Here is a 25,579-nt window from a genome sequence, read left to right on the forward strand (position 1 = left end):
GCCGACCGAAACGAACCAAGGGCCGATGCAAGCCGACCGCACCTCCACCACCCGCTTCCCCGTCCCCGTCGACGCCGCACTGCGCGACGCCGGCTGGCAGCCGGGACGCTGGGACATCAAGCAGGCCGAGATCTGGGCCGACACCCTGCGCGAACACACCTCACCCGCGGGACACCGCCACACCGTCTTCCCCGCCGCCGTGGAGGCCTGGGCCGAATTCGGCGGCCTGCACATCGCCCCCACCGGACCCGGCCGCCAGATCGCCCCCGCCACCCTGCACCTGGACCCCCTGCACGGCCTCCACATGGCCCGCACCCTCGGCGACCTCGGCCGCGCCCTCGACACCCAGACCTGCCCGCTCGGCACCGAGACCGACAGCCAGGCCCTCGTCGCCATCGACGCCGAAGGCCGCGTCTACGCCCTGGACCACACCGGCGACTGGTACCTCGGCCCCGACATCGACTCCGCCCTCGCCACCCTCGTCGCCGGCACCCAGCCCGCCCGCCTCACCACAACCGGCTGACGCAGCGGCGCGCACGGGACGGCTACGACGCCGGAATCACCGCCGACACCCGGAAACCCCCGGCGTCGGTCGGCCCCGACACGAACACGCCCCCCAGCGCGGCGACCCGCTCCTTCATCCCCACCAGCCCATTGCCCCCCGACGGCAACCGCGCCGACGACGCCGCCGAGGCCTCCGGCGGCGGCTCGTTCTCCACCTGCATCGCGATCTCCGACACCCGGTGCGCCAGCCGCACATGCGTCTTGGCACCCGCCGCATGCTTGTGCACGTTCGTCAGCGCCTCCTGCACCACCCGGAACGCCGTCGACTCCACCTCCGCCGCATACGAACGCTCCGCCCCCTCCACCGACAGATTCACGACCATCCCGGCCGCCTCCGACTGCCCGATCAACTCGTCCAGCTCCGACAGGCACGGCCCGTCCGACGACTCCCCGTCCTCCGCCGCCCGCGAAGCCGCAGCAGCCGCAGCCACCCCGACCGCCGCCAACGGCACCGACGCCCGCTCGGCCCGTGCACCGTCCCCGCCACTGCGCAGCACCCCGAGCATCTCCCGCAACTCCGTCAGCGCCTGGCGCCCCATGTCCCCCACCAGGGCCGCGTTCTTCACCGCCTTCTCCGGGTCCTTCCGGGCGACCGCCTGGAGCGCGGCGGCATGCACCACCATCAGACTCACCCGGTGCGCGACCACGTCGTGCATCTCCCGCGCGATCCGCGTCCGCTCCTCGCCGCGCGCCCACTCCGCGCGCTCCTCGGCCCGCTCGGCGAGCAACTGCAACTCGCGCTCCAGGCTGTCCGCCCGCTCCCGCAGACTCTCCATCAGCCGGCGCCGCTGCCCGACGTACAGACCGAGCAGCAACGGCGGCGCGGTCATCCCGAGCGACGTCGCGATCGACGCGAACGGAAGGAACCAGTCCCCCAGCTCCAGACCGTCCCGCGCCATGTCCTGCCCCAGCCGCACGAACGTGACGACCAGCGTGCCCAGGAACGTCATCCCGGCCAGGGCCCCGATGATCCGCCGCGGCAACTCCGAGGCCGCCAGCGTGTACAGGCCGACGACCCCCATCAGGAAGCCCATCTCGGCCGGCGTGACGGCGAGGGCCACCAGCACCACCGCGATCGGCCACTTCCGCCGCACCACCAGCACCGAACCGGCCAGCAGCCCGAAAACAACGCCCATCGCCGCCGGAATCCCGGCATCCCGCGCGAACGGAACCCCCTCCGCCGCGCACTCCAGCGCGGACACGGCACCGAGGCTCACATCGAGCACCGCACCGCGCCGCCTGTCCCACCACCAAGGCCCACCCCGGGCCGGTACGTGGTCTTCCCCCGTCGTGGTCATGCCTCCAGCCTACGGGCGCCGACCGCCCCTTTTCCGGTGACTTTCGACAAACGATACGACGCGATATCCCTCGAACTGGTGAACTCCACGCCGTTCACCTCCGGAGGCGAGGATTCCGGCCGGACGGTATGCCCATGGCACATTCACAGAACAAGTACGCGGACTTCGAAGGACTGCGGGAGCGGGCGGTCGCGCTGCGACGCGAGGGGCTCAGCCGACGACAGATCCGCGACCGACTGCACGTCGACAACAACGACATCCTCAACCGCCTCCTGGAGGGCGAGCCGCCGCCGGAGTGGACGAAGCGCCCGAACGCGAAGGACGACGTGAGGGAGCGAGCACGAGAGCTACGGCTCCAGGGATGGACGTACGACCAGATCCAGGTGGAGCTGGGGTGCAGCAAGAGCTCGATCTCGCTCTGGGTACGGGACCTACCGAAGCCGGAACGACGGGAGCCGTCCGAGCAGGCGAAGCTCGCGGCACGGAAGCGGTGGGAACACGAGCTCGCAATCCGCGATGAGGAGCGCAAGCAGACCAAGGACTCAGCCGCTCAGGAGATCGGCAACCTGGCCCCTCGCGAGCTATTCGTGGCCGGGGTCGCCCTTTACTGGGCAGAAGGCTCGAAGGACAAGCCGTACGACCGACGAGAGAACGTCCTCTTCGTCAACAGTGACCCTGGCGTGATCAAGGTCTACCTTGCTTGGCTGGATCTCTTGGGAGTGGAGCGAGAGCGACTGGCGTACCGAGTCATGATCCACATGACGGCAGACGTCGAGGCAGCGAAACGGTACTGGGCCGACGTCGTCGGCGTGGACGTCTCCAGGCTTCAGAAGACGACGATCAAGAAACACAACCCGAAAACCGTCCGCAAGAACGTCGGCGACGACTATCGCGGCTGCTTCGTCATCCGTGTCTCGCAGGGTGCCGATCTCTACCGACGTATCGAAGGCTGGTGGACTGGCATGGTGGCCGGGATCACGACGTCATCCACCTCAGGTATGGTCTGACGCAGCCATCCGCCATGGGGTAACTGGTAGCCCGCGGGCCTTTGAAGCCCTGTAGTGCTGGTTCGAATCCAGCTGGCGGAGCTGCTTGGTTCGGGCCCTGACTCCACAGTCAGGGCCCGCACTCATGTCCCCCACAAACGGCCCCGGTATCCTGCGGATGTCCCCACCTCCTCAACAGCCGAAGGGCATCCCGTGAGCGCCATTCGCCCGGCAGCCGTCGTCGTTCTCGCAGCGGGTGAGGGCACCCGTATGAAGTCGGCCACACCCAAGGTCCTGCACGAGCTGTGCGGCCGGTCCCTCGTGGGGCACGTGCTCGCCGCCGCCGGTGAGCTGGACCCCGAGAACCTGGTCGCCGTCGTGGGGCACGCCCGCGAGAAGGTCACCGCGCACCTCGCCGAGGTCGCCCCCGACGTACGCACCGCCGTCCAGGAGCAGCAGAACGGCACCGGGCACGCCGTGCGGATGGGGCTGGAGGCGCTGGGCGGTGCCGTGGACGGGACCGTGGTGGTGGTCTGCGGGGACACTCCGCTGCTGACCGGCGAGACGCTCCAGGCGCTCGCCGCCACGCACACCTCCGACGGGAACGCCGTCACGGTGCTGACCGCCGAGGTGCCGGACGCGACGGGGTACGGGCGGATCGTGCGGGACGGTGCCTCGGGTGCCGTCACGGCGATCGTGGAGCACAAGGACGCCTCGGAGTCGCAGCGGGCGATCCGGGAGATCAACTCCGGTGTCTTCGCCTTCGACGGGCAGTTGCTCGCGGACGCGCTGGGCAAGGTGCGGACGGACAACAGCCAGGGCGAGGAGTACCTCACGGACGTGCTCGGGATCCTGCGCGAGGCGGGGCACCGGGTCGGCGCGTCGGTGGCGGGTGACCACCGGGAGATCGCGGGGATCAACAACCGTGTGCAGTTGGCCGAGGCGCGCCGGATCCTGAACGACCGGCTGTTGACCGGGGCGATGCTGGCCGGCGTGACGGTGGTGGATCCGGCGACGACGTGGGTGGACGTGACGGTGACGTTCGAGCAGGACGTGGTCCTTCACCCGGGTACGCAGTTGCACGGTGCGACGCATCTGGCCGAGGGCTGCGAGGTGGGGCCGAACACGCGGCTCACGGACACGCGGGTGGAGGCGGGGGCGCGGGTGGACAACACGGTGGCCAACGGTGCCCATGTGGGGCCGCAGGCGTCCGTGGGTCCGTACGCGTATCTGCGGCCGGGAACCCGGCTCGGGCTGAAGTCGAAGATCGGTACGTTCGTGGAGGCGAAGAACTCGTCGATCGGTGAGGGGACGAAGGTCCCGCACCTCTCGTACATGGGTGACGCTACGGTCGGCGACTTCACGAACATCGGTGCCGCGAGTGTGTTCGTGAACTACGACGGTCAGGACAAGCACCACACGACGATCGGCTCGCACTGCCGTACGGGTTCGGACAACATGTTTGTGGCTCCTGTCACGGTCGGGGACGGTGCCTACACCGCCGCCGGCTCGGTGATCACGAAGGACGTGCCGCCCGGTTCGCTGGCCGTGGCCCGTGGCCAGCAGCGGAATATCGAGGGTTGGGTGGCCCGGAAGCGTCCGGGGAGCGCGGCGGCGAAGGCGGCCGAGGCGGTGTCCCGCGAGGCGGGCGGAGAAGACTGACCGGAAACCGGCGCGTCGAACACGGCGTACCGTGATAAGTGCACATCCGCACCCCACCAGCTGAGACGCCCCCGCGGCCAGTCGGGAGAGCGCCCATGAGCTCAGCTGCGAACCTCTGAGGAGAAAGTGCTGTGACCGGGATCAAGACGACCGGCGAGAAGAAGATGATGTTCTTCTCCGGCCGCGCACACCCCGAGCTTGCCGAGGAGGTCGCCGAGCAGTTGGGTGTCGGGGTCGTCCCGACGAAGGCCTTCGACTTCGCCAATGGTGAGATCTATGTGCGGTATCAGGAGTCGGCGCGCGGTGCGGACTGTTTCCTGATCCAGAGCCACACGGCTCCGATCAACAAGTGGGTCATGGAGCAGTTGATCATGATCGACGCGTTGAAGCGCGCGTCGGCCCGCTCCATCACCGTCATCGTGCCGTTCTACGGTTACGCGCGGCAGGACAAGAAGCACCGTGGACGTGAACCGATCTCGGCGCGTCTGATCGCGGATCTGATGAAGACCGCGGGTGCGGACCGGATCCTGGCGGTGGACCTGCACACGGACCAGATCCAGGGCTTCTTCGACGGTCCGGTGGACCACCTGTTCGCGCTGCCGCTGCTGGCGGACTACGTGGGCGCGAAGGTGGACCGTTCGAAGCTGACGGTGGTCTCGCCGGACGCGGGCCGGGTGCGGGTGGCGGACCGTTGGTGCGACCGGCTGGGCGCGCCGCTGGCGATCGTGCACAAGCGGCGTGACAAGGACGTGGCGAACCAGGTCACGGTGCACGAGGTCGTGGGTGACGTGAAGGGGCGCATCTGCGTTCTGGTCGACGACATGATCGACACGGGTGGCACGATCTGTGCGGCGGCGGACGCGCTGTTCGCGCATGGTGCGGAGGACGTCATCGTGACGGCGACGCACGGTGTGCTGTCGGGTCCGGCGGCGGACCGGCTGAAGAACTCGAAGGTGAGCGAGTTCGTGTTCACGAACACGCTGCCGTCGGCGAGCGAGCTGGAGCTGGACAAGATCACGGTGCTGTCGATCGCGCCGACGATCGCGCGTGCGGTGCGTGAGGTGTTCGAGGACGGTTCGGTGACGAGCCTGTTCGACGAGCAGTGAGCGTTGTGCAGTAACCGTTCTGCAGGCTCCGGTACCGCCTGTTGATCGTTTTGGGTACGGCCTTCCTCTCCGAGTAGACTGCTGAAGTTGCTCGGCGAGGGAGGCCGTATCCGTGTTCGCGGGTGTGGTGCTCCGTTATCGACGCGCTCTTCGTAGCAGGCCGTTCGTGGCCGGGTGACCACGTCCGTTCCTGATTTACACGAGGAGTGATCATGTCCGAGGTGAAGCTCACCGCCGAGACGCGTACCGAGTTCGGCAAGGGTGCCGCGCGTCGTATCCGCCGTGACAACAAGGTTCCCGGTGTTCTGTACGGCCACGGTTCGGACCCGCTGCACCTGACCCTTCCGGGTCACGAGCTGCTGCTGGCCCTGCGTACGTCGAACGTGCTCATCGCGCTGGACATCGACGGCAAGTCCAACGAGCTGGCGATCCCGAAGTCGGTCCAGCGTGACCCGATCAAGGGCTTCCTGGAGCACGTCGACCTGCAGCTGGTGAAGCGCGGCGAGACCGTGTCGGTGGAGATCCCGGTGCAGGCCGAGGGCGAGCTGGCCCCGGGCGGGTTCCTGCTGGAGTACGTCCTGGACGCGCTGCCGGTCGAGGCCGAGGCCACGCACATCCCGCAGCAGGTCACCGTGTCGGTGGCGGGTCTGGAGGCCGGTGCCTCGATCCACGCCAAGGACATCGCGCTGCCGTCCGGCGTGAAGCTGGACGTGGACGGCGACACCGTGGTGCTGCAGGTCCTGTCCGCGCAGGCGGAGGAGGCCCCGGCCGAGGGCGAGGGCGAGGGCGAGGCGGCCGCGGAGGCCTGATCCTCCCCGACGGTCATCGTGTGGTCGGCCGCTGTTCCCGTGCGGGGCAGCGGCCGACGCGTATGTGTGGTCGGGTACGGACGGTACGAGGGACACGAAGGAGACATGGACGTGACGACGGACGCGGGCGCTCCGTGGCTGGTGGCCGGCCTCGGCAATCCGGGCCCCGAGTACGCCTCGAACCGGCACAACGTCGGTTTCATGGTGGCGGACCTGCTGGCGGAGCGGATCGGGGCGCGGTTCAAGCGGCACGGCAAGGCGCAGGCGCAGGTGGTCGAGGGGCGGATCGGTCCGCCGGGGCCCGCCAACCGGCGGGTGATCCTGGCGAAGCCGATGTCGTTCATGAACGTGTCGGGCGGTCCGGTGACGGCGCTGCGGGACTTCTACAAGGTCCCGGTCGGCAACATCGTGGCGGTGCACGACGAGTTGGACATCGACTACGGCGTGCTGCGGCTGAAGCTGGGCGGCGGGGACAACGGTCACAACGGCCTGAAGTCGATCACGAAGTCGCTGGGGTCGGACTACCACCGGGTGCGGTTCGGGATCGGGCGGCCGCCGGGGCGGATGCCGGTGGCGGATTTCGTGCTGCGGGACTTCTCGTCGACGGAGCGCAAGGAGCTGGACTACTTCGTCGACCGGGCGGCCGACGCGGTGGAGGCCCTGGTGATCGAGGGGCTCGAGCGGGCGCAGAGCGCGTACAACTCCTGACTTGTCCGGTGATGGTGCGCGGGCGAGTTGACCGAGCGCACAGATATGGCCAATGATCCCGGCCATGCCTGCCTCAGCCGCCGCCGCTCGTCCCCGTCAGGCCTCCTCCGTCTCCTCCGTGCTGCTGCGGTTCGGCCGGGTCGCGTCGATGGGGACGGTCACGGCGTTGATCCTGATCGCGGGGGTGTGGGCGTCGTGGGGTACGGCGCAGCACGTGCTGCTGACCAAGGGACGGGAGCAGGGCACGGTCGAGGTGACGCGGTGCGGCGGGGGCTCGTGCAGTGGGCCGTACTCGCCGGTGTCGGCGGGGTCGCAGGCGCGGGAGCGGGTCGTCCTGGAGGACTCGGTCGCGGTGGCGAAGGGGCGGACGTACAGCGTGGTGTTGAAGCCCGGCAGTGGCGACGCGGTGCGGTCGGGGCCGGCGGGGGTGTTGTACGCGTGGGTGCCGTTGGGCGGTGCGCTGCTGTTGGCGTCGGTGGTGGTGGCGGGCGGCCTGCGGCGGACGCGGGCGGGATGGGTGATGGCCGGGGCGGGCGTGGCCCTGCTTACGGCGGCGTTCGTGGCGGTGTGAGGCGGGTGCGCGTACGGACGTGACGGTGCCCCCGTGCTCTGGGTGAGCGCGGGGGCACCGTCGTGTGTACGGGGTGCGGGTCAGCCGGTGTTGCGCAGGCCCGCTGCCACGCCGTTGACCGTGAGGAGGAGGGCTCGGGCGAGGAGCGGGTCGGGGTCGGCGCCCGCGGCGGCGGCCTCGCGCTGGCGGCCGAGGAGGGCGACCTGGAGGTAGGAGATGGGGTCGAGGTAGGCGTCGCGGATGGTGAAGGTCTGCTTGAGGACCGGGTCGGCGTCCAGCAGTTCGCTCTCGCCGGTGACGCGCAGGACCTCGGCGACGGTGAGTTCGTGCTCGGCCTTGATGGTGTCGAAGACGTGCTTGAGCTCGTCCGGGACGAGGGTGTCGACGTAGTGCTGGGCGATGCGCAGGTCGGTCTTGGCGAGGGTCATCTCGACGTTGGAGATGAAGTTGCGGAAGAAGTGCCACTGCTGGTGCATCTCGTCCAGGACGGTGTCCAGGCCCGCCTCGCGCAGCGCCTTGAGGCCGGAGCCGACGCCGTACCAGCCGGGGACGATCTGCCGGGACTGGGTCCAGCCGAACACCCACGGGATGGCGCGCAGTCCGTCGAGCGAGACGCCCGAGCCGGGGCGTCGGGAGGGCCGTGAGCCCAGGTGCAGGTCGGCGAGCTGGTCGACCGGCGTGGAGGCCAGGAAGTAGGTCGGCAGGTCGGGGTCCTCGACGAGGTGCCGGTAGGCGGTGTGGGCGGCGTCGGAGACGACGTCCATCGCGGCGTCCCAGCGGGCCAGGGCCTCGTCGGACTGGCGGGGTGCGGTGTGCAGGGCGGAGGCCTGGAGGGTGGCCGCGACGGTCAGCTCCAGGTTCTCCCGGGCGAGGGCCGGGATGAGGTACTTGTCGGAGATGACCTCGCCCTGCTCGGTGACCTTGATCTCGCCCTCCAGGGTGCCCCAGGGCTGGGCGAGGATCGCGTCGTGGGTGGGGCCGCCGCCGCGGCCGACGGTGCCGCCGCGGCCGTGGAAGAGGCGCAGCCGTACGCCGTAGCGGTGGGCGACGTCGCGCAGCCGGCGCTGGGCGCGGTGGATCTCCCACTGGCTGGTGGTGATGCCGCCGAACTTGGAGGAGTCGGAGTAGCCGAGCATGACCTCCTGGACGTCGCCGCGCAGGGCTACCAGACGCCGGTAGGAGGGGTCGGCGAGCAGGTCCTCCAGGATGGTGTCGGCGGCCTTCAGCTCGTCGGTGGTCTCCAGGAGCGGCACGATGCCGATCTTCGCCCAGCCCGCGTGCAGGTCGATCAGTCCGGCCTCGCGGGCCAGCACCGCCGCGGCGAAGACGTCGTCGGCGCCCTGGCACATGGAGATGATGTAGGACTCGATGACCTCGGGGCCGAAGACCTCCAGGGCACGCCGGACGGTCTGGAAGACGCCGAGGGTCTTCTCGCCGGGCGCGTCGACCGGGGCCGGGCTCGGGGCCAGGGGCCTGCGGGAGCGCAGCTCCTTGGCGAGGAGCTTGGCGCGGTACTCGCGGGGCATGTCGGCGTAGCGCCAGGACTCCTCGCCGAGCCGGTCGAAGAGCTGGCCGAGGGCGTGGTGGTGGGCGTCGGCGTGCTCGCGGACGTCCATGGTGGCGAGCTGGAGGCCGAAGGCGGCCAGGGTGCGGATGGTGCGGGCGAGGCGCCCGTCGGCGAAGAGGCCGCCGCGGTGTTCGCGCAGCGAGGTCTGGACGATGCGCAGGTCGTCGATGAGCTGGGCGGTGCCGAGGTAGTCGCGGCCGTCCTCGTGGGGGGTGCCCTTGGCGAGGCGCTGCTTGGTGTTCTCCAGCTTCTGCCGGATGCAGGTGGCCTTGAGCCGGTAGGGCTCCTCGGCGTTGAGGCGCTTGTAGCGGGGGCTGATCTCGGGGAGCCGCTCCAGGTCGGCCTGGAGCGAGGCGAGCAGTTCCTCCGTCGCACCGGCGTACCGGATGGAGTTGGAGAGGAAGCCGCGCAGCTCGTCGATCATCTCCAGGGCGTCGTTGATGCCGTGCTCGTGCTGGAGGATGAGGACGTCCCAGGTCACCTGGGGGGTGACGTTGGGGTTGCCGTCGCGGTCGCCGCCGATCCAGGTGCCGAAGGTGAGGGGGCGGGTGTCGTCGGGAAGCTTGACGCCCGCGCGCTCCAGCTCCGCCGTCAGGTCCTCCAGGACGTCGCCGACGGCGCCCGCGTGCAGCTCGTCCAGGTAGTAGATGGCGTTGCGGGCCTCGTCGGCGGGCTCCGGACGGACCACGCGCAGCTCGTCCGTCTGCCAGACCAGGTCGATGTTCTCGGCGAGACGGGTGTCCAGGCGGCGCCGGTCCGACTCGTTGACCGGGGTGTCCAGGAGGGCCGCGATACGGCGCAGCTTGTTCAGGACGGAGCGGCGGGCGGCCTCGGTGGGGTGGGCGGTGAAGACGGGGCGCACGTTGAGGTTGCGGACCGTCTCGCGCAGGTGCTCGGGGTCGGCGTCCTTCAGCCGGTCGGCCGTACGGGCGAGCAGTCCGCCCTCGGCGGCGCGCTTGGCGCCCAGCTCGCGGCCGCGGTGGACCTGCTCGGTGACGTTGGCGAGGTGGAAGTAGGTGGAGAAGGCGCGGACGAGCTTGGCGGCGGTCTCCAGTTCGGTGCCGCGCAGCAGTTCGGCGGCGGCCTCGCCGTCCTCGCGGGTGAGTCGGCGTACCTTCTCGACGAGTTCCAGCAGCTCGGGGCCCTCCTGCCGGACCAGGGTCTCCCCGAGGAGATCACCCAGTCGGCGGATGTCGGCGCGCAGTTCGCTGCTGGTCGTCGTGGTGGTCTGGTCGTCGGCACTGCTCACAGGTGCGGCTCCTTGCAGTGTTGAAGCTCGTCTGGGAGGGAACCCGGACGGCCGTCTCGCGCGGCGGGCGCCGCTTACCGGGCCGGACGTCCGGGAAGTAATCAGAGCGGACCGCGCTGTCCGACCGACTCCCAGGATAGGTGTCGGCCAGGACGCGCAGGCTCTGGGGCTCTTGCCGCGCGGCCACGCACTGCCATACTTACGTCGCCGTAGGTTACGGAACCGTAGGAAAACCGTGCATGGTTCCCAAGCCCGGCACCGGCCACACCACACGACCCCACCCTCGACCCCACAGGGGACGCGCATGACCACGAGTTCCGATGTGATCCCAGACGCTCCGCAGCCCGCCGGCGACGCCGCGGCGCCCTCCGCCACGCTGGGCGGTGAGCAGAAGCGGTCGATCGAGCAGATCACGCTGCTGCTGTTCATCACCCTGCCGTTCCTCGCGCTGGTGGCGGCGGTGCCACTGGCGTGGGGCTGGGGCGTGAGCTGGCTGGACCTGGGGCTGCTGGTCTTCTTCTACTTCCTGGGCTGCCACGGCATCACCATCGGCTTCCACCGGCACTTCACCCATGGTTCCTTCAAGGCGAAACGGCCGTTGAAGATCGCGCTGGCGATCGCGGGCTCGATGGCGGTCGAGGGGCCGCTGGTCCGCTGGGTGGCCGACCACCGCAAGCACCACAAGTTCTCCGACGACGAGGGCGACCCGCACTCGCCGTGGCGGTACGGCGAGACGGTGCCCGCCCTGATCAAGGGCCTGTGGTGGGCCCACATCGCCTGGATGTTCGACGAGGAGCAGACGCCGCAGGACAAGTACGCGCCGGACCTGATCAAGGACCCCGCGCTGCGGGCGGTCTCCCGTCAGTTCATCCTGTGGACCGTGGTGTCCCTGGCGCTGCCCGCGCTGATCGGCGGGCTGGTCACGATGTCCTGGTGGGGGGCGTTCACCGGGTTCTTCTGGGGTTCACTCGTGCGGGTGGCGCTGCTGCACCACGTGACCTGGTCGATCAACTCCATCTGCCACGCCGTGGGCAAGCGCCCCTTCAAGTCCCGCGACCGCTCGGGCAACGTGTGGTGGCTGGCGATCCTGTCCTGCGGCGAGTCCTGGCACAACCTGCACCACGCGGACCCGACCTCGGCGCGGCACGGCGTGATGCGCGGGCAGCTCGACTCGTCCGCGCGCCTGATCCGCTGGTTCGAGCAGCTCGGGTGGGCGTACGACGTGCGCTGGCCGTCACGCTCGCGTATCGATTCGCGCCGCAACACGGATCAAGACGGCGCCCGCCGCCGGAAGGAGACGGCGAAGGCGGCATGATTGACGCCGTGGCGACCGACTCCAGCAGCACCCCAAGCAACGAGAAGCCGCGGCGAGCGCGTCGCACCCGGATGACCGGTGCCGAGCGCCGCCAGCAGCTGCTGGAGATCGGCCGCACCCTCTTCGCGGCGAAGGGTTTCGAGGGCACCTCGGTGGAGGAGATCGCGGCGAAGGCCGGGGTGTCCAAGCCGGTGGTGTACGAGCACTTCGGCGGCAAGGAGGGCCTGTACGCGGTGGTCGTGGACCGCGAGATGCGGCGGCTGCTCGACATGGTGACCGGCTCCCTGACGGCCGGGCACCCGCGTGAGCTGTGCGAGCAGGCCGCCTTCGCGCTCCTGGACTACATCGAGGAGTACACGGACGGCTTCCGCATCCTGGTCCGCGACTCCCCCATCCCGCAGTCGACGGGCACCTTCGCCTCCCTCATCTCGGACATCGCCACCCAGGTGGAGGACATCCTGGGCCGCGAGTTCAAGAGCCGGGGCTTCGACGCCAAGCTGGCCCCGCTGTACGCGCAGGCGCTGGTCGGCATGGTGGCGCTGACCGGCCAGTGGTGGCTGGACGTGCGCCGCCCCAAGAAGGCGGAGGTGGCGGCGCACCTGGTGAACCTGGCATGGCACGGCCTGGACGGACTGGAGCCGAAGCCGCGGCTGATAGGGCACCGCAAGAGCTGAGAGCTGAGAGCTGAGAACTAGAGCCAAAGCTGAGGGCATGCAACCGCTGCGTGGAGTCACGGTCGTCGCGCTGGAGCAGGCGATCGCCGCGCCCTACGCCAGCCGTCAGCTCGCCGACCTCGGCGCCCGGGTGATCAAGGTGGAGCGCCCGGGGACGGGGGACTTCGCGCGGGCGTACGACACCCGGGTGCGGGGTCTGAGTTCGCACTTCGTGTGGGTCAACCGCAACAAGGAGTCCCTCACCCTGGACTTCAAGGATCCGCGCGGTCTGGAGCTGCTGCGCAGGCTGATCGCCGACGCGGACGTCTTCCTGCAGAACCTGGCGCCGGGCGCGGCCGCGCGGGCCGGACTGGGCGCGCGGGAGCTGCGTGCCGCGCATCCGGAGCTGATCGTGTGCGACATCTCCGGCTACGGCGCGCCGGGCCTCTACGCGGACCGCAAGGCGTACGACCTGCTGGTGCAGTCCGAGGCGGGGCTGCTGTCGCTCACGGGCACGCCGGACGACATGGCCAAGGTGGGCATCCCGGTGTCGGACATCGCCGCCGGGATGTACGCGTACAGCTCGGTCCTCGGCGCGCTCCTGGAGCGCGGCCGGACGGGACGGGGCACGCACCTGGACGTGTCGATGCTGGAGGCCACCGTGGAGTGGCTGGGCTTTCCCCTGTACTACGCCTTCGAGGGCGGCCGGCCGCCGCCGCGGGCGGGCGCCGCGCACGCGACGATCTATCCGTACGGCCCGTTCACGGCGGGCGACGGGCAGGTCGTGATGACGGCGGTGCAGAACGAGCGCGAGTGGCAGGGCTTCTGCGCGGGCTTCCTGGACCGTCCGGAGCTGGCCGGGCATCCGCACTACGCCACCAACGCGGACCGCGACGCGCACCGGGAGGAGCTGGGCGCGCTGATCGCGGCCCGGTTCGCGCAGCTGACCGCCGCCGAGGCGGTCGCGCTGCTCGACGCGGTGCCGGTCGCCAACGCGCGGGTGAACACGCTCGCCGAGGTGTGGGAGCACCCGCAGCTGGCCGCACGCGGACGTCTGCACGAGGTGCCCACACCGGCCGGCCCGGTCCCGGCACTGGCACCGCCTGGACCGACCGGGGACGCGCCCCGCATGGAGGCGGTCCCGGCGCTGGGCGAGCACACCCGCGCCGTACTCGGCGGCCTCGGGCTGTCGGAGGAGGACATCGACGCGCTCGCCGCGGACGGCGTGGTGTGAGCCGGGCCGGGGTCAGGGGCGGGCGGGTCCGTCCGGTTCCAGGAACTCCAGGCGGTTGCCGACGGGATCGGCGCAGTAGAAGCGCCGGTGGCCGGGGAGGTCGTCGTCCCAGGTGACGGGCGTGCCGTGGGCCTCCAGGCGGGCGGCGTACGCGTCGATCCCGGTGACCCGCAGCCCGGGGTGGGCCTTGCGGGCGGGCCGGAAGCCGGCCGTCTCGATGCCCAGGTGGAGGTGGACGGTGCCGGCCCGGAACCAGCAGCCGCCCTGTGCGGCGAGCACGGGCGGCTTGGGGACCTCGGTCATGCCGAGGACGCCGGTGTAGAAGGCGCGCAGCGCCTCCTCGGCGCCGGGCGGCACGGCGAGCTGCACGTGGTCGAGGCCGGTGATCATCGCCGCGCCTCCCCCGCGGACCCCTCGGCGCCCGCTGGCTTCCGCGCGACGGCGAAGACGCGGCGGAAGGGGAAGGGGGTGCCGTGCGCCTGGGCGGGGTAGGCGGCGCGCAGGACGGCCCGGTACTCGTCGACGAACGCGTCGCGGGCGGCCGGATCGTCGTCGAGGGCGTCCAGTACGGGCCGCAGCCCCGTCCCTCTGACCCAGTCGAGGACGGCGTCGTCGCCGGACAGCAGGTGGACGTACGTCGTCTCCCACACGTCGGCGGTGCAGCCCGCGGCGGTCAGATGGGCGAGGTAGCCCTCGGGGGTGAGGACGGCGTCGTCGTGGCGCAGGACGCCGTCGAGGCGCTCGCGCCAGCGCCGGGAGCCGGCGAGTTCGCGCATCAGGCGGTGGCTGGGGGCGTCGAAGTTGCCGGGCACCTGGAGGGCGAGGATGCCGCCGGGGGCGAGGCGGTCGATCCAGCCGGGGAAGAGGTCGGCGTGGCCGGGGACCCACTGGAGCGTGGCGTTGCTGACGAGGAGGTCGCAGGGCTCGTCGGGGGTCCAGGTGCGGGCGTCGGCGGGGACGAAGTCGAGGTGGCCGCCGCCGGGGGTGGGGCCGGCGTACTGGCGGGCGCGTTCGAGCATCCGAGGCGAGTTGTCGTAGCCGGTGATGCGGGCGGTGGGCCAGCGGTCGGCGAGCAGCACGGTGACGTTGCCCGGGCCGCAGCCGAGGTCGGCGATGCGGGGCGGGTCCGCGGGGAGGTCCGGGATCCGGGCGAGGAGGTCGGTGAAGGGGCGGGCGCGGTGGCCGGCGTGGCGCAGGTACTGGGCGGGGTCCCAGGTGGGGGCGGTGGCGGGCATGGAGCCTCCAGAGGGTGGCCGTGCGGGACGGGTACCCAGCGTCACCCCCGATGTATCTCGACGTCAAGACAGTTGACCTCAAGAGACTTCACGTCGACACAACCACTACACTGATCGTCATGGAGGACGAGGTCGATCGGCTGGTCGCAGCATGGCGCCGGGAGCGCCCGGACCTCGACGTGGAACCGCTCGAGGTGCTGAGCCGCGTCAGCAGGCTGGCCCGGCACCTGGACCGCGCCCGTCGGCTGGCCTTCTCCGAACACCAGCTGGAGCCGTGGGAGTTCGACGTGCTCACCGCGCTGCGCCGCGCGGGCACCCCGTACCAGCTCTCGCCGGGGCAGCTCCTCACCCAGACCCTGGTCACATCGGGCACGATGACCAACCGGATCGACCGGCTGGCGAAGAAGGGCCTGGTGGAGCGCCTGCCCGACCCCAGCGACCGGCGCGGCGTCCTGGTCCGGCTCACGGACGAGGGCCGGGACCGCGCCGACCAGTCGCTGGCGGGCCTGCTGGCCCAGGAGCGCGCGATCCTGGGCGAGCTCTCCCGCGCCCAGCGCACCGAGCTGGCGGCCCTGCTACGCCAGCTGACCGCCCCGTTCGACAACATCCCCGGCTGAGGGCCCGTCCAGGTCCGCCGGCCCCACCCCGGCCCTGCGGGCCAGCGCCACGGCGGCCAGGGTGGAGTGGACGCCCAGCTTGCCCAGCACGTTCTGCATGTGGGTGCGGACCGTGTGCGGGGACAGGTACAGCCGCTCCGCGACCGCCTTGCGGCCCAGCCCGGCGACCATGCAGCGCAGCACCTCGCGCTCGCGCGGGGTCAGCGACTCCACCAGCAGCTCGCTCTCGGTGCGGTGCTTGCGGGCGGCGGTCAGCTCGCGCAGGACGCCGGTGAGCAGGGCGGGCGGCAGATGCGTCTCGTCGCGCAGGACGCCCCGGATGACGCTGAGCAGCCGCGACAGGGAGCAGTCCTTGGCCACCCAGCCCGAGGCTCCCGCCCCCAGGGCGAGGGCCGCCCGCCGCGGGTCGTCCTTCTCGGCGAGGACCACGGTCCGTACACCCGGCTGGCCCGAACGCACCCCGGCGACCAGCGAGATCCCGTCCACCAGCCCGTCCTCGTTGCCGTCCCGCACGGGCACGGCGGGCCGGACGCCGGGCACGTGGCCGCCCAGGTCGGCATCGACGAGGAGCACGTCGAAGCGCCGCCCCTCGGACGCGGCCCGCTCCAGGCAGCGCAGTGCGGCCGGACCGCTGCCGGCCGCGGAGACGTCGACGTCGGGCTCGGCGGCCAGGGCGGCCGCGAGCGACTCGGCGAAGATGCGATGGTCGTCGACGACCAGGACTCGGACACGAACCACGAAACCCCCTCCCCCGAGCTCCGCGAGGAGCAGGGGATACCCATCGTCTGTCCGTCCTCGGACGACGGCACCGGCACCGGCACGGGCACGACGGTGAACGGCACCGGCCCCCACCGGTGCTGCTCATCAGAGTACGGGCGGGCGCCGGGAGGGGAAGGCTCTTTGCAGAACTGACTCCGCGGCACGTTTATGGTGAGCCGCATGTTTCGTCTTGTGACAGAAGTCGACAAGGAACGGCGCGATCTGCTGCGCACCCGCCTGCGGGAGACGAACACAGCGGCCTCCTCCGTCCTGCGTTCCCTGCGCGGAACCCCTCACGAACGCGAATTCCCGTTGCACGTCTGGGTGCTGGACGAGACCGGGGCTCTGGCGGGCGGCCTGGTCGGCCACACCTGGGCGACCTGGCTCCACGTGACCTACCTGTGGGTGGACGGCGGCCACCGCGGCGCGGGCCTCGGCTCCGCCCTCCTCGACGAGGCGGAACGCACCGCCCGCACCGAACGCGGCTGCGCCGCCGCCCGGGTGGAGACCTGGGACTTCCAGGCCCCGGGCTTCTACACGAAGCGCGGTTACGACGTCATGTGCGTGATCCCCGACTACCCGCCGGGGATCACGGAGTACACGCTGGTCAAGCGGCTCGGCTGACCGGCTCAGACCAGGCGCCGCGCCCCCGCCGAGGGCACCGCCTCGAACACCCGCGGGGACTTGAAGCCCGACGCGGCGAAGGCGTCCTCGACCGCCTTGGTGACGGCGTCCACGTCGGCGGCCTCGACCAGGACGATCGCCGAGCCGCCGAAGCCGCCGCCGGTCATCCGGGCGCCGAGGGCACCGGAGGCCAGGGCCGTGTCGACGACCAGGTCCAGCTCGGGGCAGGAGATGCGGAAGTCGTCGCGCAGCGAGGCGTGGCCCTCGACCAGGACGGCGCCGATGGCCCGGGTGTCGCCGGACTCCAGCAGCGAGACCACCCGCTCGACGCGCTGGTCCTCGGTCACCACGTGCCGGACCAGGCGGCGCACCTCCTCCTCGTCGCCCAGCCGCTCCAGCGCCGCGTCCAGCCCGGCGTAGGGCACGTCGCGCAGCGCGTCGACGCCCAGCAGCGCGGCACCCTTCTCGCAGCCGGCGCGGCGCTTGCCGTACTCGCCCTCGCTGTGGGAGTGCTTGACCCGGGTGTCGACGACCAGCAGGCGCATCCCCTCGGCGGCGAGGTCGAAGGGGATCTGCCGCTGGGAGAGGTCGCGGGTGTCGAGGAAGAGGGCGTGGCCCGCCTGGCAGCAGGCGGACGCCGTCTGGTCCATGATGCCGACGGGGGCGCCGACGTAGACGTTCTCCGCGCGCTGGCACAGCCGGGCCAGCTGCCAGCCGCGCAGGCCGAGGGCGTACAGGTCGTTCAACGCCAGGGCGAGGACGACCTCCAGGGCCGCCGAGGACGAGAGCCCCGCGCCCGAGGGGACCGTCGAGGCCAGGTGGACGTCGGCGCCGGTCAGCTCGTGTCCGGCCTCGCGCAGCGCCCAGAGGACGCCCGAGGGGTACGCGGTCCAGGACTTGTCCGAGCCGGGGGTCAGGTCGGCGACGCGCAGCTCCACCGGGTCGGCGTCGATGTCGGCCGAGTGCAGGCGCAGGACACCGTCCTCGCGCCGGGACACCGCGGCGACGGCCTGGTGCGGCAGGGCGAAGGGCATGACGAAGCCGTCGTTGTAGTCGGTGTGCTCCCCGATGAGGTTCACCCGGCCCGGCGCCGCCCACACCCCCTCCGGCTCCGCCCCGTACAGCTCCCGGAACCGCTCGCCGACGGTCCCCGCGACAGCCTCGCCCATGCCCTGACCCCTCGCCCTTCCGGTAACTGCGGTAAGTACTAGCCCGCGCGCCGCTGCGCGAACTCCCACGCGTCCGACACGATCCCCGCGAGGTCCGCGCGGGACGGGTTCCAGCCCAGTTTCTCGCGGGCGGTGTCGGCCGACGCGACCAGGACCGCCGGGTCGCCGCCTCGGCGCGGGGCCGTGACCTCGGGGATCGGATGGCCCGTCACCCGCCGCACGGTCTCGACGACCTCGCGTACGGAGAAGCCGTTTCCGTTGCCCAGGTTGCAGATGAGGTGCTCGCCCGGGGTGGCGGCCGCCACGGCCAGCAGATGGGCCTCGGCCAGGTCGGCGACGTGGATGTAGTCGCGCACGCAGGTGCCGTCCGGCGTCGGGTAGTCGTCGCCGTAGACGGAGATGGCCTCCCGCCTGCCCTGCGCCACTTGAAGGACCAGCGGAATCAGGTGCGACTCGGGATCGTGGCGCTCACCGTACTCCCCGTACGCGCCCGCGACGTTGAAGTACCGCAGCGAGACCGCGCCCAGCCCGTGGGCGGCCGCCTCACCGGTGATCATGTGGTCGACGGCCAGCTTCGAGGCACCGTACGGGTTCGTGGGCTTCGTCGGCGCGGACTCGACGATCGGCACCTGCTCGGGCTCGCCGTACGTGGCGGCGGTGGAGGAGAACACGAGCCGCCGCACGCCCGCGCCCCGCATGGCCTCCAGCAGCGCCATGGTGCCACCGACGTTGTTGTCCCAGTACTTCTCGGGCTTCACGACCGACTCGCCGACCTGCGAGAAGGCGGCGAAGTGCAGCACGCCGTCGAAGGAGCCGTCCAGCCACTTGGCCGCGTCCCGGATGTCGCCCTCGACGAACGAGGCACCCGCCGGTACACCCTCACGGAAACCGGTCGACAGATTGTCGAGCACGACGACCTCGTGCCCCGCCTCCAGCAAGTGCTGGGCGACGACGCTGCCGACGTATCCCGCACCACCTGTCACCAGGTACTTCCCGCTCATGAACTCGCTACCTCTCGCAGTCGCTCGGCCGCGAGCTCCGGGGGTACGTCGTTGATGAACACGTTCATGCCGGATTCGGAGCCCGCGAGGAACTTCAGCTTGCCGGACGTACGGCGGATAGTGAAAAGTTCCAGGTGGAGCGCGAAGTCGTCGCGCGTCACACCCTCGAACTCCTCCAGCTGCCCGAACGGCGCCTGGTGCCAGGCCGCGATGTAGGGAGTCGGGGGCTCGCCCTCGCCGAAGATCCGGTCGAAGCGCCTCAGCAGCTCCAGATAGATCTTGGGGAATTCTGTGCGAGCCGCCTCGTCGAGCCCGAGCAGATCGGGCACCCGCCGCTTCGGGTAGAGGTGCACCTCGTACGGCCAGTGCGCCGCGTACGGCACGAAGGCGGCCCAGTGTTCACCCTCCAGGACGACCCGCTCACCGGCCAGCTCCTCCTCCAGCACGGCGTCGAACAGGTTCTCCCCGCCCGTCGCGTCCTTGTGGGCGGCGAGTGAACGGAGCATCAGGGCGGTGCGGGGGGTGGTGAACGGGTAGGCGTAGATCTGCCCGTGCGGGTGACCCAGCGTCACCCCGATCTCGGCGCCCCGGTTCTCGAAGCAGAACACCTGTTCAACGGAGGGCAGATGGGACAGCTCGGAGGTGCGGTCCGTCCAGGCGTCGAGCACCAGCCGGGCCTGCTCCTCGCTCAGGTCGGCGAAGGAGGCGTCGTGGTCGGAGGTGAAGCAGACGACCTCGCAGCGCCCGGAGTCACCGGCCAGCGACGGGAAACGATTCTCGAAGACCACCACGTCGTAGGCCGAGTCCGGGATCTCGCTCAGCCGCTCCCCGTCCGACGGGCACAACGGGCACTGGTCGGCCGGCGGATGGTAGGTGCGCCCCTGTCGGTGCGAGGCGACGGCGACGGAGTCGCCGAGCAGCGGGTCGCGACGCACCTCGGACGTGGTGACGGTCCGCTCCAGCGGACGGCGGTCCACGGCGTCGCGCACGGTGTCGTCACGCAGGTCGTAGTAGACCAGCTCGCGGCCGTCGGCCAGCCGGGTCGAGGTCTTCTTCACTGCCGCACTCCTCTGCACCCACCCATGACAGTCGCCAGGACACTCACCAATCATCCAACACAATCAAACATAACACATCACAACCCACCACCCCCACGCCACATCACAATCAAACAAAGTTCATCACCAAAAGTGTTCAATTACTGAACGCGGAGGCGTAGGTTCCGCTCCGGATCAGTTCGCGAACGAAGCGAGTGCTTAATGCAAACCCCCACAAGCTCCACATACCTAGCCGCAGAGCTTCGACTCCCCACCAACTGGCTCGACTACACGATCCTCGGGATCTACTTCGTGGTCGTCCTGGGCATCGGCTTCGCCGCCCGCCGCTCGGTCAAGACCAGCCTGGACTTCTTCCTGTCCGGCCGCTCCCTGCCCGCCTGGGTCACCGGACTCGCCTTCGTCGCCGCCAACCTGGGTGCCACCGAGATCCTCGGCATGGCCGCCAACAGCGCCCAGTACGGCGTCTACACGACCCACTGGTACTGGATCGGCGCCATCCCGGCGATGGTCTTCCTCGGCCTGGTGATGATGCCGTTCTACTACGGCTCGAAGGTCCGCTCGGTCCCGGAGTTCCTCCTCCTGCGCTTCGACAAGGCCTCCCACCTCCTCAGCTCGGCCCTGTTCGCCGTCGCCGCCATCCTGATCGCCGGCGTGAACCTCTACGCCCTCGCGATCGTCGTCGAGGCACTGCTCGGCTGGCCGGAGTGGGTGGCCATCGTCGTGGCCGGCTTCTTCGTCCTGGCGTACATCACCCTCGGCGGCCTCTCCTCGGCCATCTACAACGAGGTCCTCCAGTTCTTCGTGATCCTGGCCGGCCTCATCCCGATCACCATCCTGGGCCTGAAGAAGGTCGGCGGCTGGGACGGCCTGTCCGACTCCCTCTCCAAGTCCCACGGCTCCGACTTCATGACGGCGTGGGGCGGCACGGGCATCGGCAGCGAGAACCCGCTGGGCGCCAACTGGCTGACCATCGTCCTGGGCCTCGGCTTCGTCCTCTCCTTCGGCTACTGGACGACGAACTTCGCCGAGGTGCAGCGCGCCCTGTCCGCGAAGAACCTCTCGGCGGCCCAGCGCACGCCCCTGATCGCGGCCTTCCCGAAGATCTTCATCGTCTTCGTCGTCATGATCCCGGGCCTGGTCGCCGCGGTCCTCGTCCCGAAGATCGGCACCCCCGGCTCGGACCTCCAGTACAACGACGCGATCCCGTACCTGATGCAGCAACTGCTGCCCAACGGCGTCCTCGGCATCGCGGTGACGGGCCTGCTGGCCGCCTTCATGGCCGGCATGGCGGCCAACATCTCCTCCTTCAACACCGTCTTCACCACCGACATCTGGCAGAAGTACGTGGTGAAGGACCGCGAGGACGGCTACTACGTCCGCTTCGGCCGCCTGATCACGGTGATCGGCGTCCTGGCCTCCATCGGCACGGCGTTCCTGGCCTCGTCCTTCTCCAACATCATGAGCTACCTCCAGACGCTCTTCTCCTTCTTCAACGTGCCGATGTTCGTGGTCTTCATCATCGGCATGTTCTGGAAGCGGGCGTCGATGAAGTCCGGCTTCTGGGGCCTGATCGCGGGCACGACCGCCGCGATGGTGAACTACTTCGTCATCTACAAGCAGGGCATCATCGACATCCCCTCCGACCAGGGCGCCAACTTCGTCTCCGCGATCGCGGGCTTCGTCGCCGGTGCGGTGGTCATGATCGCGGTGTCCCTGTTCACCGCGCCGAAGCCCACCGCCGACCTCCAGGGCCTGGTCTACGGCACCACGTCCCCCGGCATGGCGGAGGCGCCCGCAAAGGGCGACGACGCGTGGTACCGCAAGCCGGCGCTGCTCGGCTGGGGGGCGGTCGTCCTGGCCGCCGCCTGCTACATCCCGTTCTCGTTCTGATCGCGGGAGGATTGAGAGAACATGTCTGATTCCTACTCCGACAAGAACGTCCAGGACGAGGTCTCCGAGCTGGAGACCAAGTCCGTCACCGCCGCGCGGCTGTTCGACATCCGGCGGATCATCGGCGGGCTGTTCGTGATCTACGGCGTCATCGTGACGATCGCGGGCATCGTGGCGTCCGACGAGGACATCGACAAGGCGCAGGGGGTGAACATCAATCTGTGGACCGGGGTGGGGATGCTGGTCCTGGGCGTGTTCTTCCTGGCCTGGCTGAAGCTGCGGCCCACGGCGCCGCCGACGCCGCCGCGGGAGGAGTGACGGTGTCTTCGTGACACCGCCCAGTGCACCGGCGCGTGACCGGCACCCGGGGCGGGCGCGGGTGGGGAGCGCAGCCCGGCGTTGCGGGGTGCCGCTGCGCCCACCCGTGCCGCCCCAGCGGCACGACTGCCCGCAGCTGCGGAGCGGCGTGGCGACTGCCCGCAGCTGCGGAGCGGCGTGGCGACTGCCCGCAGCTGCGGAGCGGCGTGGCGACTGCCTGCAGCTGCGGCGGGGGGGGGGCCGCGTACGGTGCGGGGCGCGACGCGGAGCGTGGGCGGGGAAAGCCGCGTACGGCGGTGAGGGGACGTGTCGGGGGGTGTCCGCCCGCAGCGGTTGGCGCGTCAACGCCCCGAGCCTCTTCAAGGAACCGATTTCGCGCCGTTCCGAGGACGGACACCCCCCGGCGCGGCCCCGACCCACCCACCGGACAAACGGCGCTACGTGCACCCCCGCCGAAGCCGCAGCGGCGCCGCAGGCATCCCGCTCAACCGCCGGAGGCACCCGCCCGGTCCAGCAGCCCCGTCCGCGCCGCCAGCGCCGCGGCCTCCAGCCGCGACCCCACCCCCAGCTTCATCAGGACCCGCTGGACATGCGTGCGCGCCGTCGACGGAGCGATCCCCATCCCCGCCGCGATCAGCCGCGTGTCCTCGCCGTCCGCGACCCGCACCAGCACCTCCACCTCCCGCGGCGTGAGCATCTGCAACAGCCGCTGCCCCTCGTCGTCGGGCTGGGCCGCAGGGTTCAGCAGCTCACCGAACGCCCCCTGCAACAAGGCCGGCGCCACCGCGGCCTCCCCCGCCCGCGCCTTCATGATCGCCCGCTCGACACCCTCTATGCGCTCGTCGTGCCGGACGTACCCCGACGCCCCCGACGCGAACGCCGCCGCGATGCCGCGAGGGCTCGGCACCGGACCCAGCACCAGCACCGCCACCTGCGGACGCTCCCGCTTGATCCGTACCACCGGATCGAAGTTCCCCGGCTCGGCCGGTGTCGCCGTCCCCAGCAGGCACACCTCCGGCGCCCGGCTGATCACCAGCTCCGCCGCCCCCGCGGCCGGCGCCGCCGCGGCCAGCACCCGGTGCCCCCGCAGCTTCAGCGCCGAGGCCAGCGCCTCGGCGAGCAATCGGTGATCGTCGACCACCATCAGCCGTACTCCCATGGAGCAACCCCCCAGTCACCCATTCACCCGTCCCCGGCATACCCCCCGGCATGTCCCCCGGAAGCTACACGCTAGCCAGCCCGCGCGCTGCCCCTACCGGTGAGAACCGCCCCGGAGTGCCGAAATCCCCCGCGCAACGCGGCCGGCCCCGCCCCTGAGCCAGGGACGGGGCCGGAACTCCGGGCCAACACGGTCACCCGCTGGTGCCGAACCCGATCGCCAGGTACTCCTTCTCGTCCGCGCTCGTCGGCTCACTGGCGAACACCTGCGACATGTACAGACGCCCCTGCGAGTAGAGCAGCTCGGAGTAGTCCGGCGACATGCTGGACTCCACGTCCCGCACCGCCTCCGTCGCCGGGTTCTCCAGCAGCGTGGTCTGCTTGAAGGTCGCTCCGTCGATGCTCACGACCTGGCCGCCCTTGTCGTACGGCGGGCGCTTGTAGGCGATCACGTTGCCGCCGTCCATGCGCAGCGGAGTGATCGTGTAGTCCTCGCCCGAGTCCGCGCGCTGACCGGTCTGCTTCCCGGTGGTCAGGTCGAAGGCGACGACCTCGTTGGCCCGGCTGTACGACTCGCCGCCGCCCTCGTGCTCCTCGGTCGCGATGTACAGCTTGCCGTTGCCGGCCGCGACCCCGTTGCAGCTCTCGGTCTTGGTGATGCTGTCGCAGCGGGCCGCGAACTGGTCGCCGGGCGCCGCGATGCGGGTGAGCAGCTTGCCGGTCTTGTTGTCGATGGAGAAGAAGTCCGAGATGCCGCTGCCGTCCCCGGCGGAGTCACCGACGTCGGCGGCCACGACCAGCGGGTTCGTCGACACGACGCCCGCGTACTCGATGCCCTTGGCCATCTTGTACTCGGTGATCACCTTCCCGCTCTTCGGGTCGATGGTCTGGATGTTCAGCTGGCGGGCGTCGTACGAGCCGCACTTGCGCACCGCTACCAGCTTCTCGCCGCCGCCGTAGCCCGCGTCGTAGCAGGTGTCGGTCGTCTTCGGGGACCAGAGGATGTCGCCCTTGGCGATGTCGAAGGCGACGCCGCCGTCGGTGCTGCCCGCGGCGACGGTGTCACCGCTGATCGTGACGTTGTCGAAGGAGATCGGCCCCTCCCCGGCGGACTTCGTCCACACCTTCTTCCCGGCGTCCAGGTCGAGGACCGCGACCTGGGTGCAGCCGTGCGAGGGCTCGGCCTTGGTCGGCATGGCGGGCTGGTGGACGATCACCGTCTTGTTGTCGTCGGTGACGTGCCGGGTGACGGCGCACACGGGGCCGTCCAGCTTGATCGTCCACTTCTTGCTGCCCTTGGCGGGGTCGTACCCGTTGACCTCGGCGATACCGCTCTTGGCGTACACCTTGTCGGTGAGCCACGAGCCGGAGACGACGACGCTGTCGTCCTCCTTGCTCACCGCGGGCATCGGGACCTGGAAGAGCACCTTGGCCGCCGGGTCGGAGGGCGCCTTCTCCTTGGCGCCGGAGGCCTTGCCGCCGTCGCCGCCCTTCTGGTCCGTACCGCCGTCGCCGCCCGTGCCGCCGCTGGAGCCGGCGGTGTCGTCCTTGCCCCCGTCGTCGGAGGAACCGGCGTACCAGACCCCGCCGCCGATGATCAGGGCGATCGCGACGACGGCGGACACGATGATCGCGACCTGCGCGTTGATCTTCCGGCCACCGCCCGCGGCCTGCGGCTGCATGGGCATGGTGGGCGGCTGCGGATAGCCGTAACCGGGCTGGCCCGGCTGACCGGGCTGCCCATAGCCCGGCGCCGGCTGCCCGTACGCCCCGGGCTGCCCCGGGTACCCGTACCCGGGCTGGGGCTGGGGCTGGGGCTGCGGCGGAGCCTGCGGCGGCGGAGCCTGCGGCGGCGACTGGGGCGGCGTCTGCGGATACCCGTACCCCGGCTGCTGCGGCGGGGTCGGCGGCTGCGGCGGCTGGTTCTGCGGCGGGCCGAACCCGCCCCCCTGCGGGGGCTGGTTGGGCGGCGGGGGAGGCGGCTGGGTCATGACGTGAGTACCTCGGAGAGCGGAGACGACGGAGACG

Annotated in this window: 24 protein-coding genes and 1 tRNA gene; 15 read left to right on the top strand and 10 right to left on the bottom strand. The window is 70.7% G+C overall.

The annotated features are described in order from the left end of the window. The first annotated feature begins 25 nt into the window (after window positions 1-25). The gene (locus ACFYZ3_RS27870) at window positions 26-523 is read left to right on the top strand and encodes an SUKH-3 domain-containing protein (protein ID WP_388523079.1); all 498 of its coding nucleotides are present in this window, start codon (window positions 26-28) and stop codon (window positions 521-523) included. A gap of 22 nt (window positions 524-545) precedes the next feature. Here ACFYZ3_RS27870 and ACFYZ3_RS27875 read toward each other — a convergent pair whose 3' ends face one another. Beyond that, window positions 546-1,862, bottom strand: a complete 1,317-nt coding sequence (locus ACFYZ3_RS27875) for a sensor histidine kinase (protein WP_388523082.1) — start codon at window positions 1,860-1,862, stop codon at window positions 546-548. 134 nt (window positions 1,863-1,996) lie between these two features. On the opposite strand from ACFYZ3_RS27875, the gene ACFYZ3_RS27880 reads away from it, so the two are divergent. From ACFYZ3_RS27880 to ACFYZ3_RS27910, 7 genes are all read left to right on the top strand, one after another. Then, window positions 1,997-2,869, top strand: coding sequence for a hypothetical protein (locus tag ACFYZ3_RS27880; RefSeq protein ID WP_388523085.1), 873 nt, complete (start codon window positions 1,997-1,999; stop codon window positions 2,867-2,869). Window positions 2,870-2,877: 8 nt separating this feature from the next. Continuing rightward, window positions 2,878-2,950, top strand: a tRNA-Gln gene (locus tag ACFYZ3_RS27885). Between the two features lie 111 nt (window positions 2,951-3,061). After that, window positions 3,062-4,510 (top strand): bifunctional UDP-N-acetylglucosamine diphosphorylase/glucosamine-1-phosphate N-acetyltransferase GlmU, encoded by a 1,449-nt coding sequence (gene glmU, locus ACFYZ3_RS27890; protein ID WP_388523088.1) that lies wholly within the window; start codon window positions 3,062-3,064, stop codon window positions 4,508-4,510. Window positions 4,511-4,641: 131 nt separating this feature from the next. Next, a complete protein-coding gene (locus ACFYZ3_RS27895) occupies window positions 4,642-5,616 on the top strand; it encodes a ribose-phosphate diphosphokinase (protein WP_059301201.1) in 975 nt (324 codons plus the stop codon). A gap of 212 nt (window positions 5,617-5,828) precedes the next feature. Next, complete coding sequence (locus tag ACFYZ3_RS27900) at window positions 5,829-6,425, top strand: 50S ribosomal protein L25/general stress protein Ctc (RefSeq protein WP_361008379.1); 597 nt, start codon at window positions 5,829-5,831, stop codon at window positions 6,423-6,425. A gap of 105 nt (window positions 6,426-6,530) precedes the next feature. Then, the gene (pth, locus tag ACFYZ3_RS27905; RefSeq protein WP_388523091.1) at window positions 6,531-7,133 is read left to right on the top strand and encodes an aminoacyl-tRNA hydrolase; all 603 of its coding nucleotides are present in this window, start codon (window positions 6,531-6,533) and stop codon (window positions 7,131-7,133) included. Between the two features lie 52 nt (window positions 7,134-7,185). Continuing rightward, entirely contained in the window at window positions 7,186-7,704 is a 519-nt protein-coding gene (locus tag ACFYZ3_RS27910) for a hypothetical protein (RefSeq protein WP_388523094.1), read from the top strand. Between the two features lie 80 nt (window positions 7,705-7,784). Here ACFYZ3_RS27910 and ppc read toward each other — a convergent pair whose 3' ends face one another. After that, complete coding sequence (gene ppc / locus ACFYZ3_RS27915) at window positions 7,785-10,520, bottom strand: phosphoenolpyruvate carboxylase (RefSeq protein ID WP_388523096.1); 2,736 nt, start codon at window positions 10,518-10,520, stop codon at window positions 7,785-7,787. A 304-nt stretch (window positions 10,521-10,824) separates the two neighbouring features. On the opposite strand from ppc, the gene ACFYZ3_RS27920 reads away from it, so the two are divergent. The 3 genes from ACFYZ3_RS27920 to ACFYZ3_RS27930 are packed head-to-tail and all read left to right on the top strand — an operon-like array spanning window position 10,825 to window position 13,722. Further along, entirely contained in the window at window positions 10,825-11,835 is a 1,011-nt protein-coding gene (locus ACFYZ3_RS27920) for a fatty acid desaturase (protein ID WP_361008372.1), read from the top strand. After that, entirely contained in the window at window positions 11,832-12,509 is a 678-nt protein-coding gene (locus ACFYZ3_RS27925) for a TetR/AcrR family transcriptional regulator (protein WP_061444296.1), read from the top strand. The genes ACFYZ3_RS27920 and ACFYZ3_RS27925 overlap by 4 nt, the downstream gene beginning before the upstream one ends. A 37-nt stretch (window positions 12,510-12,546) precedes the next feature. Then, window positions 12,547-13,722, top strand: coding sequence for a CaiB/BaiF CoA transferase family protein (locus ACFYZ3_RS27930; protein ID WP_388523099.1), 1,176 nt, complete (start codon window positions 12,547-12,549; stop codon window positions 13,720-13,722). A gap of 12 nt (window positions 13,723-13,734) precedes the next feature. On the opposite strand, the gene ACFYZ3_RS27935 is transcribed toward ACFYZ3_RS27930, so the two are convergent. Together ACFYZ3_RS27935 and ACFYZ3_RS27940 are read right to left on the bottom strand one after the other, a co-directional pair. Then, window positions 13,735-14,112 (bottom strand): VOC family protein, encoded by a 378-nt coding sequence (locus ACFYZ3_RS27935; protein WP_388523102.1) that lies wholly within the window; start codon window positions 14,110-14,112, stop codon window positions 13,735-13,737. Next, entirely contained in the window at window positions 14,109-14,957 is an 849-nt protein-coding gene (locus ACFYZ3_RS27940; protein ID WP_388523104.1) for a trans-aconitate 2-methyltransferase, read from the bottom strand. The genes ACFYZ3_RS27935 and ACFYZ3_RS27940 overlap by 4 nt, the downstream gene beginning before the upstream one ends. Window positions 14,958-15,076: 119 nt before the next feature. Here ACFYZ3_RS27940 and tamR point away from each other — a divergent pair, with 119 nt between their 5' ends. Continuing rightward, the gene (gene tamR, locus ACFYZ3_RS27945; protein ID WP_356859267.1) at window positions 15,077-15,574 is read left to right on the top strand and encodes a MarR family transcriptional regulator TamR; all 498 of its coding nucleotides are present in this window, start codon (window positions 15,077-15,079) and stop codon (window positions 15,572-15,574) included. On the opposite strand, the gene ACFYZ3_RS27950 is transcribed toward tamR, so the two are convergent. After that, window positions 15,533-16,312, bottom strand: a complete 780-nt coding sequence (locus tag ACFYZ3_RS27950; protein ID WP_361008364.1) for a response regulator transcription factor — start codon at window positions 16,310-16,312, stop codon at window positions 15,533-15,535. The genes tamR and ACFYZ3_RS27950 overlap by 42 nt on opposite strands. 189 nt (window positions 16,313-16,501) lie before the next feature. Here ACFYZ3_RS27950 and ACFYZ3_RS27955 point away from each other — a divergent pair, with 189 nt between their 5' ends. Further along, on the top strand, window positions 16,502-16,957 hold the full coding sequence (locus ACFYZ3_RS27955) for a GNAT family N-acetyltransferase (RefSeq protein WP_361008362.1): 456 nt from the start codon (window positions 16,502-16,504) through the stop codon (window positions 16,955-16,957). A gap of 5 nt (window positions 16,958-16,962) precedes the next feature. Here ACFYZ3_RS27955 and galK read toward each other — a convergent pair whose 3' ends face one another. The 3 genes from galK to galT are packed head-to-tail and all read right to left on the bottom strand — an operon-like array spanning window position 16,963 to window position 20,185. After that, complete coding sequence (gene galK / locus ACFYZ3_RS27960; protein ID WP_388523109.1) at window positions 16,963-18,126, bottom strand: galactokinase; 1,164 nt, start codon at window positions 18,124-18,126, stop codon at window positions 16,963-16,965. 38 nt (window positions 18,127-18,164) lie between these two features. Continuing rightward, window positions 18,165-19,127 carry a UDP-glucose 4-epimerase GalE gene (gene galE / locus ACFYZ3_RS27965; protein WP_388523111.1) on the bottom strand — a complete coding sequence of 321 codons (963 nt, stop codon included), beginning with the start codon at window positions 19,125-19,127 and terminating at the stop codon, window positions 18,165-18,167. Continuing rightward, window positions 19,124-20,185 (bottom strand): galactose-1-phosphate uridylyltransferase, encoded by a 1,062-nt coding sequence (galT, locus tag ACFYZ3_RS27970; protein ID WP_388523114.1) that lies wholly within the window; start codon window positions 20,183-20,185, stop codon window positions 19,124-19,126. Before galT ends, galE begins: the two co-directional genes overlap by 4 nt. A gap of 201 nt (window positions 20,186-20,386) precedes the next feature. Between galT and ACFYZ3_RS27975 the strand changes: the two genes are divergently transcribed. After that, complete coding sequence (locus tag ACFYZ3_RS27975) at window positions 20,387-22,075, top strand: sodium:solute symporter family protein (RefSeq protein ID WP_388523117.1); 1,689 nt, start codon at window positions 20,387-20,389, stop codon at window positions 22,073-22,075. 21 nt (window positions 22,076-22,096) lie between these two features. Continuing rightward, the gene (locus ACFYZ3_RS27980) at window positions 22,097-22,393 is read left to right on the top strand and encodes a hypothetical protein (RefSeq protein WP_388523120.1); all 297 of its coding nucleotides are present in this window, start codon (window positions 22,097-22,099) and stop codon (window positions 22,391-22,393) included. A 484-nt stretch (window positions 22,394-22,877) separates the two neighbouring features. Here ACFYZ3_RS27980 and ACFYZ3_RS27985 read toward each other — a convergent pair whose 3' ends face one another. Beyond that, on the bottom strand, window positions 22,878-23,552 hold the full coding sequence (locus ACFYZ3_RS27985; protein ID WP_385357321.1) for a LuxR C-terminal-related transcriptional regulator: 675 nt from the start codon (window positions 23,550-23,552) through the stop codon (window positions 22,878-22,880). A 193-nt stretch (window positions 23,553-23,745) separates the two neighbouring features. Beyond that, window positions 23,746-25,542, bottom strand: coding sequence for a PQQ-binding-like beta-propeller repeat protein (locus tag ACFYZ3_RS27990; RefSeq protein WP_388523123.1), 1,797 nt, complete (start codon window positions 25,540-25,542; stop codon window positions 23,746-23,748). Between the last annotated feature and the right edge of the window lie 37 nt (window positions 25,543-25,579).

Origin of the sequence: Streptomyces sp. NPDC001599 (assembly GCF_042893535.1) — a bacterium.
GTDB lineage: Bacteria > Actinomycetota > Actinomycetes > Streptomycetales > Streptomycetaceae > Streptomyces.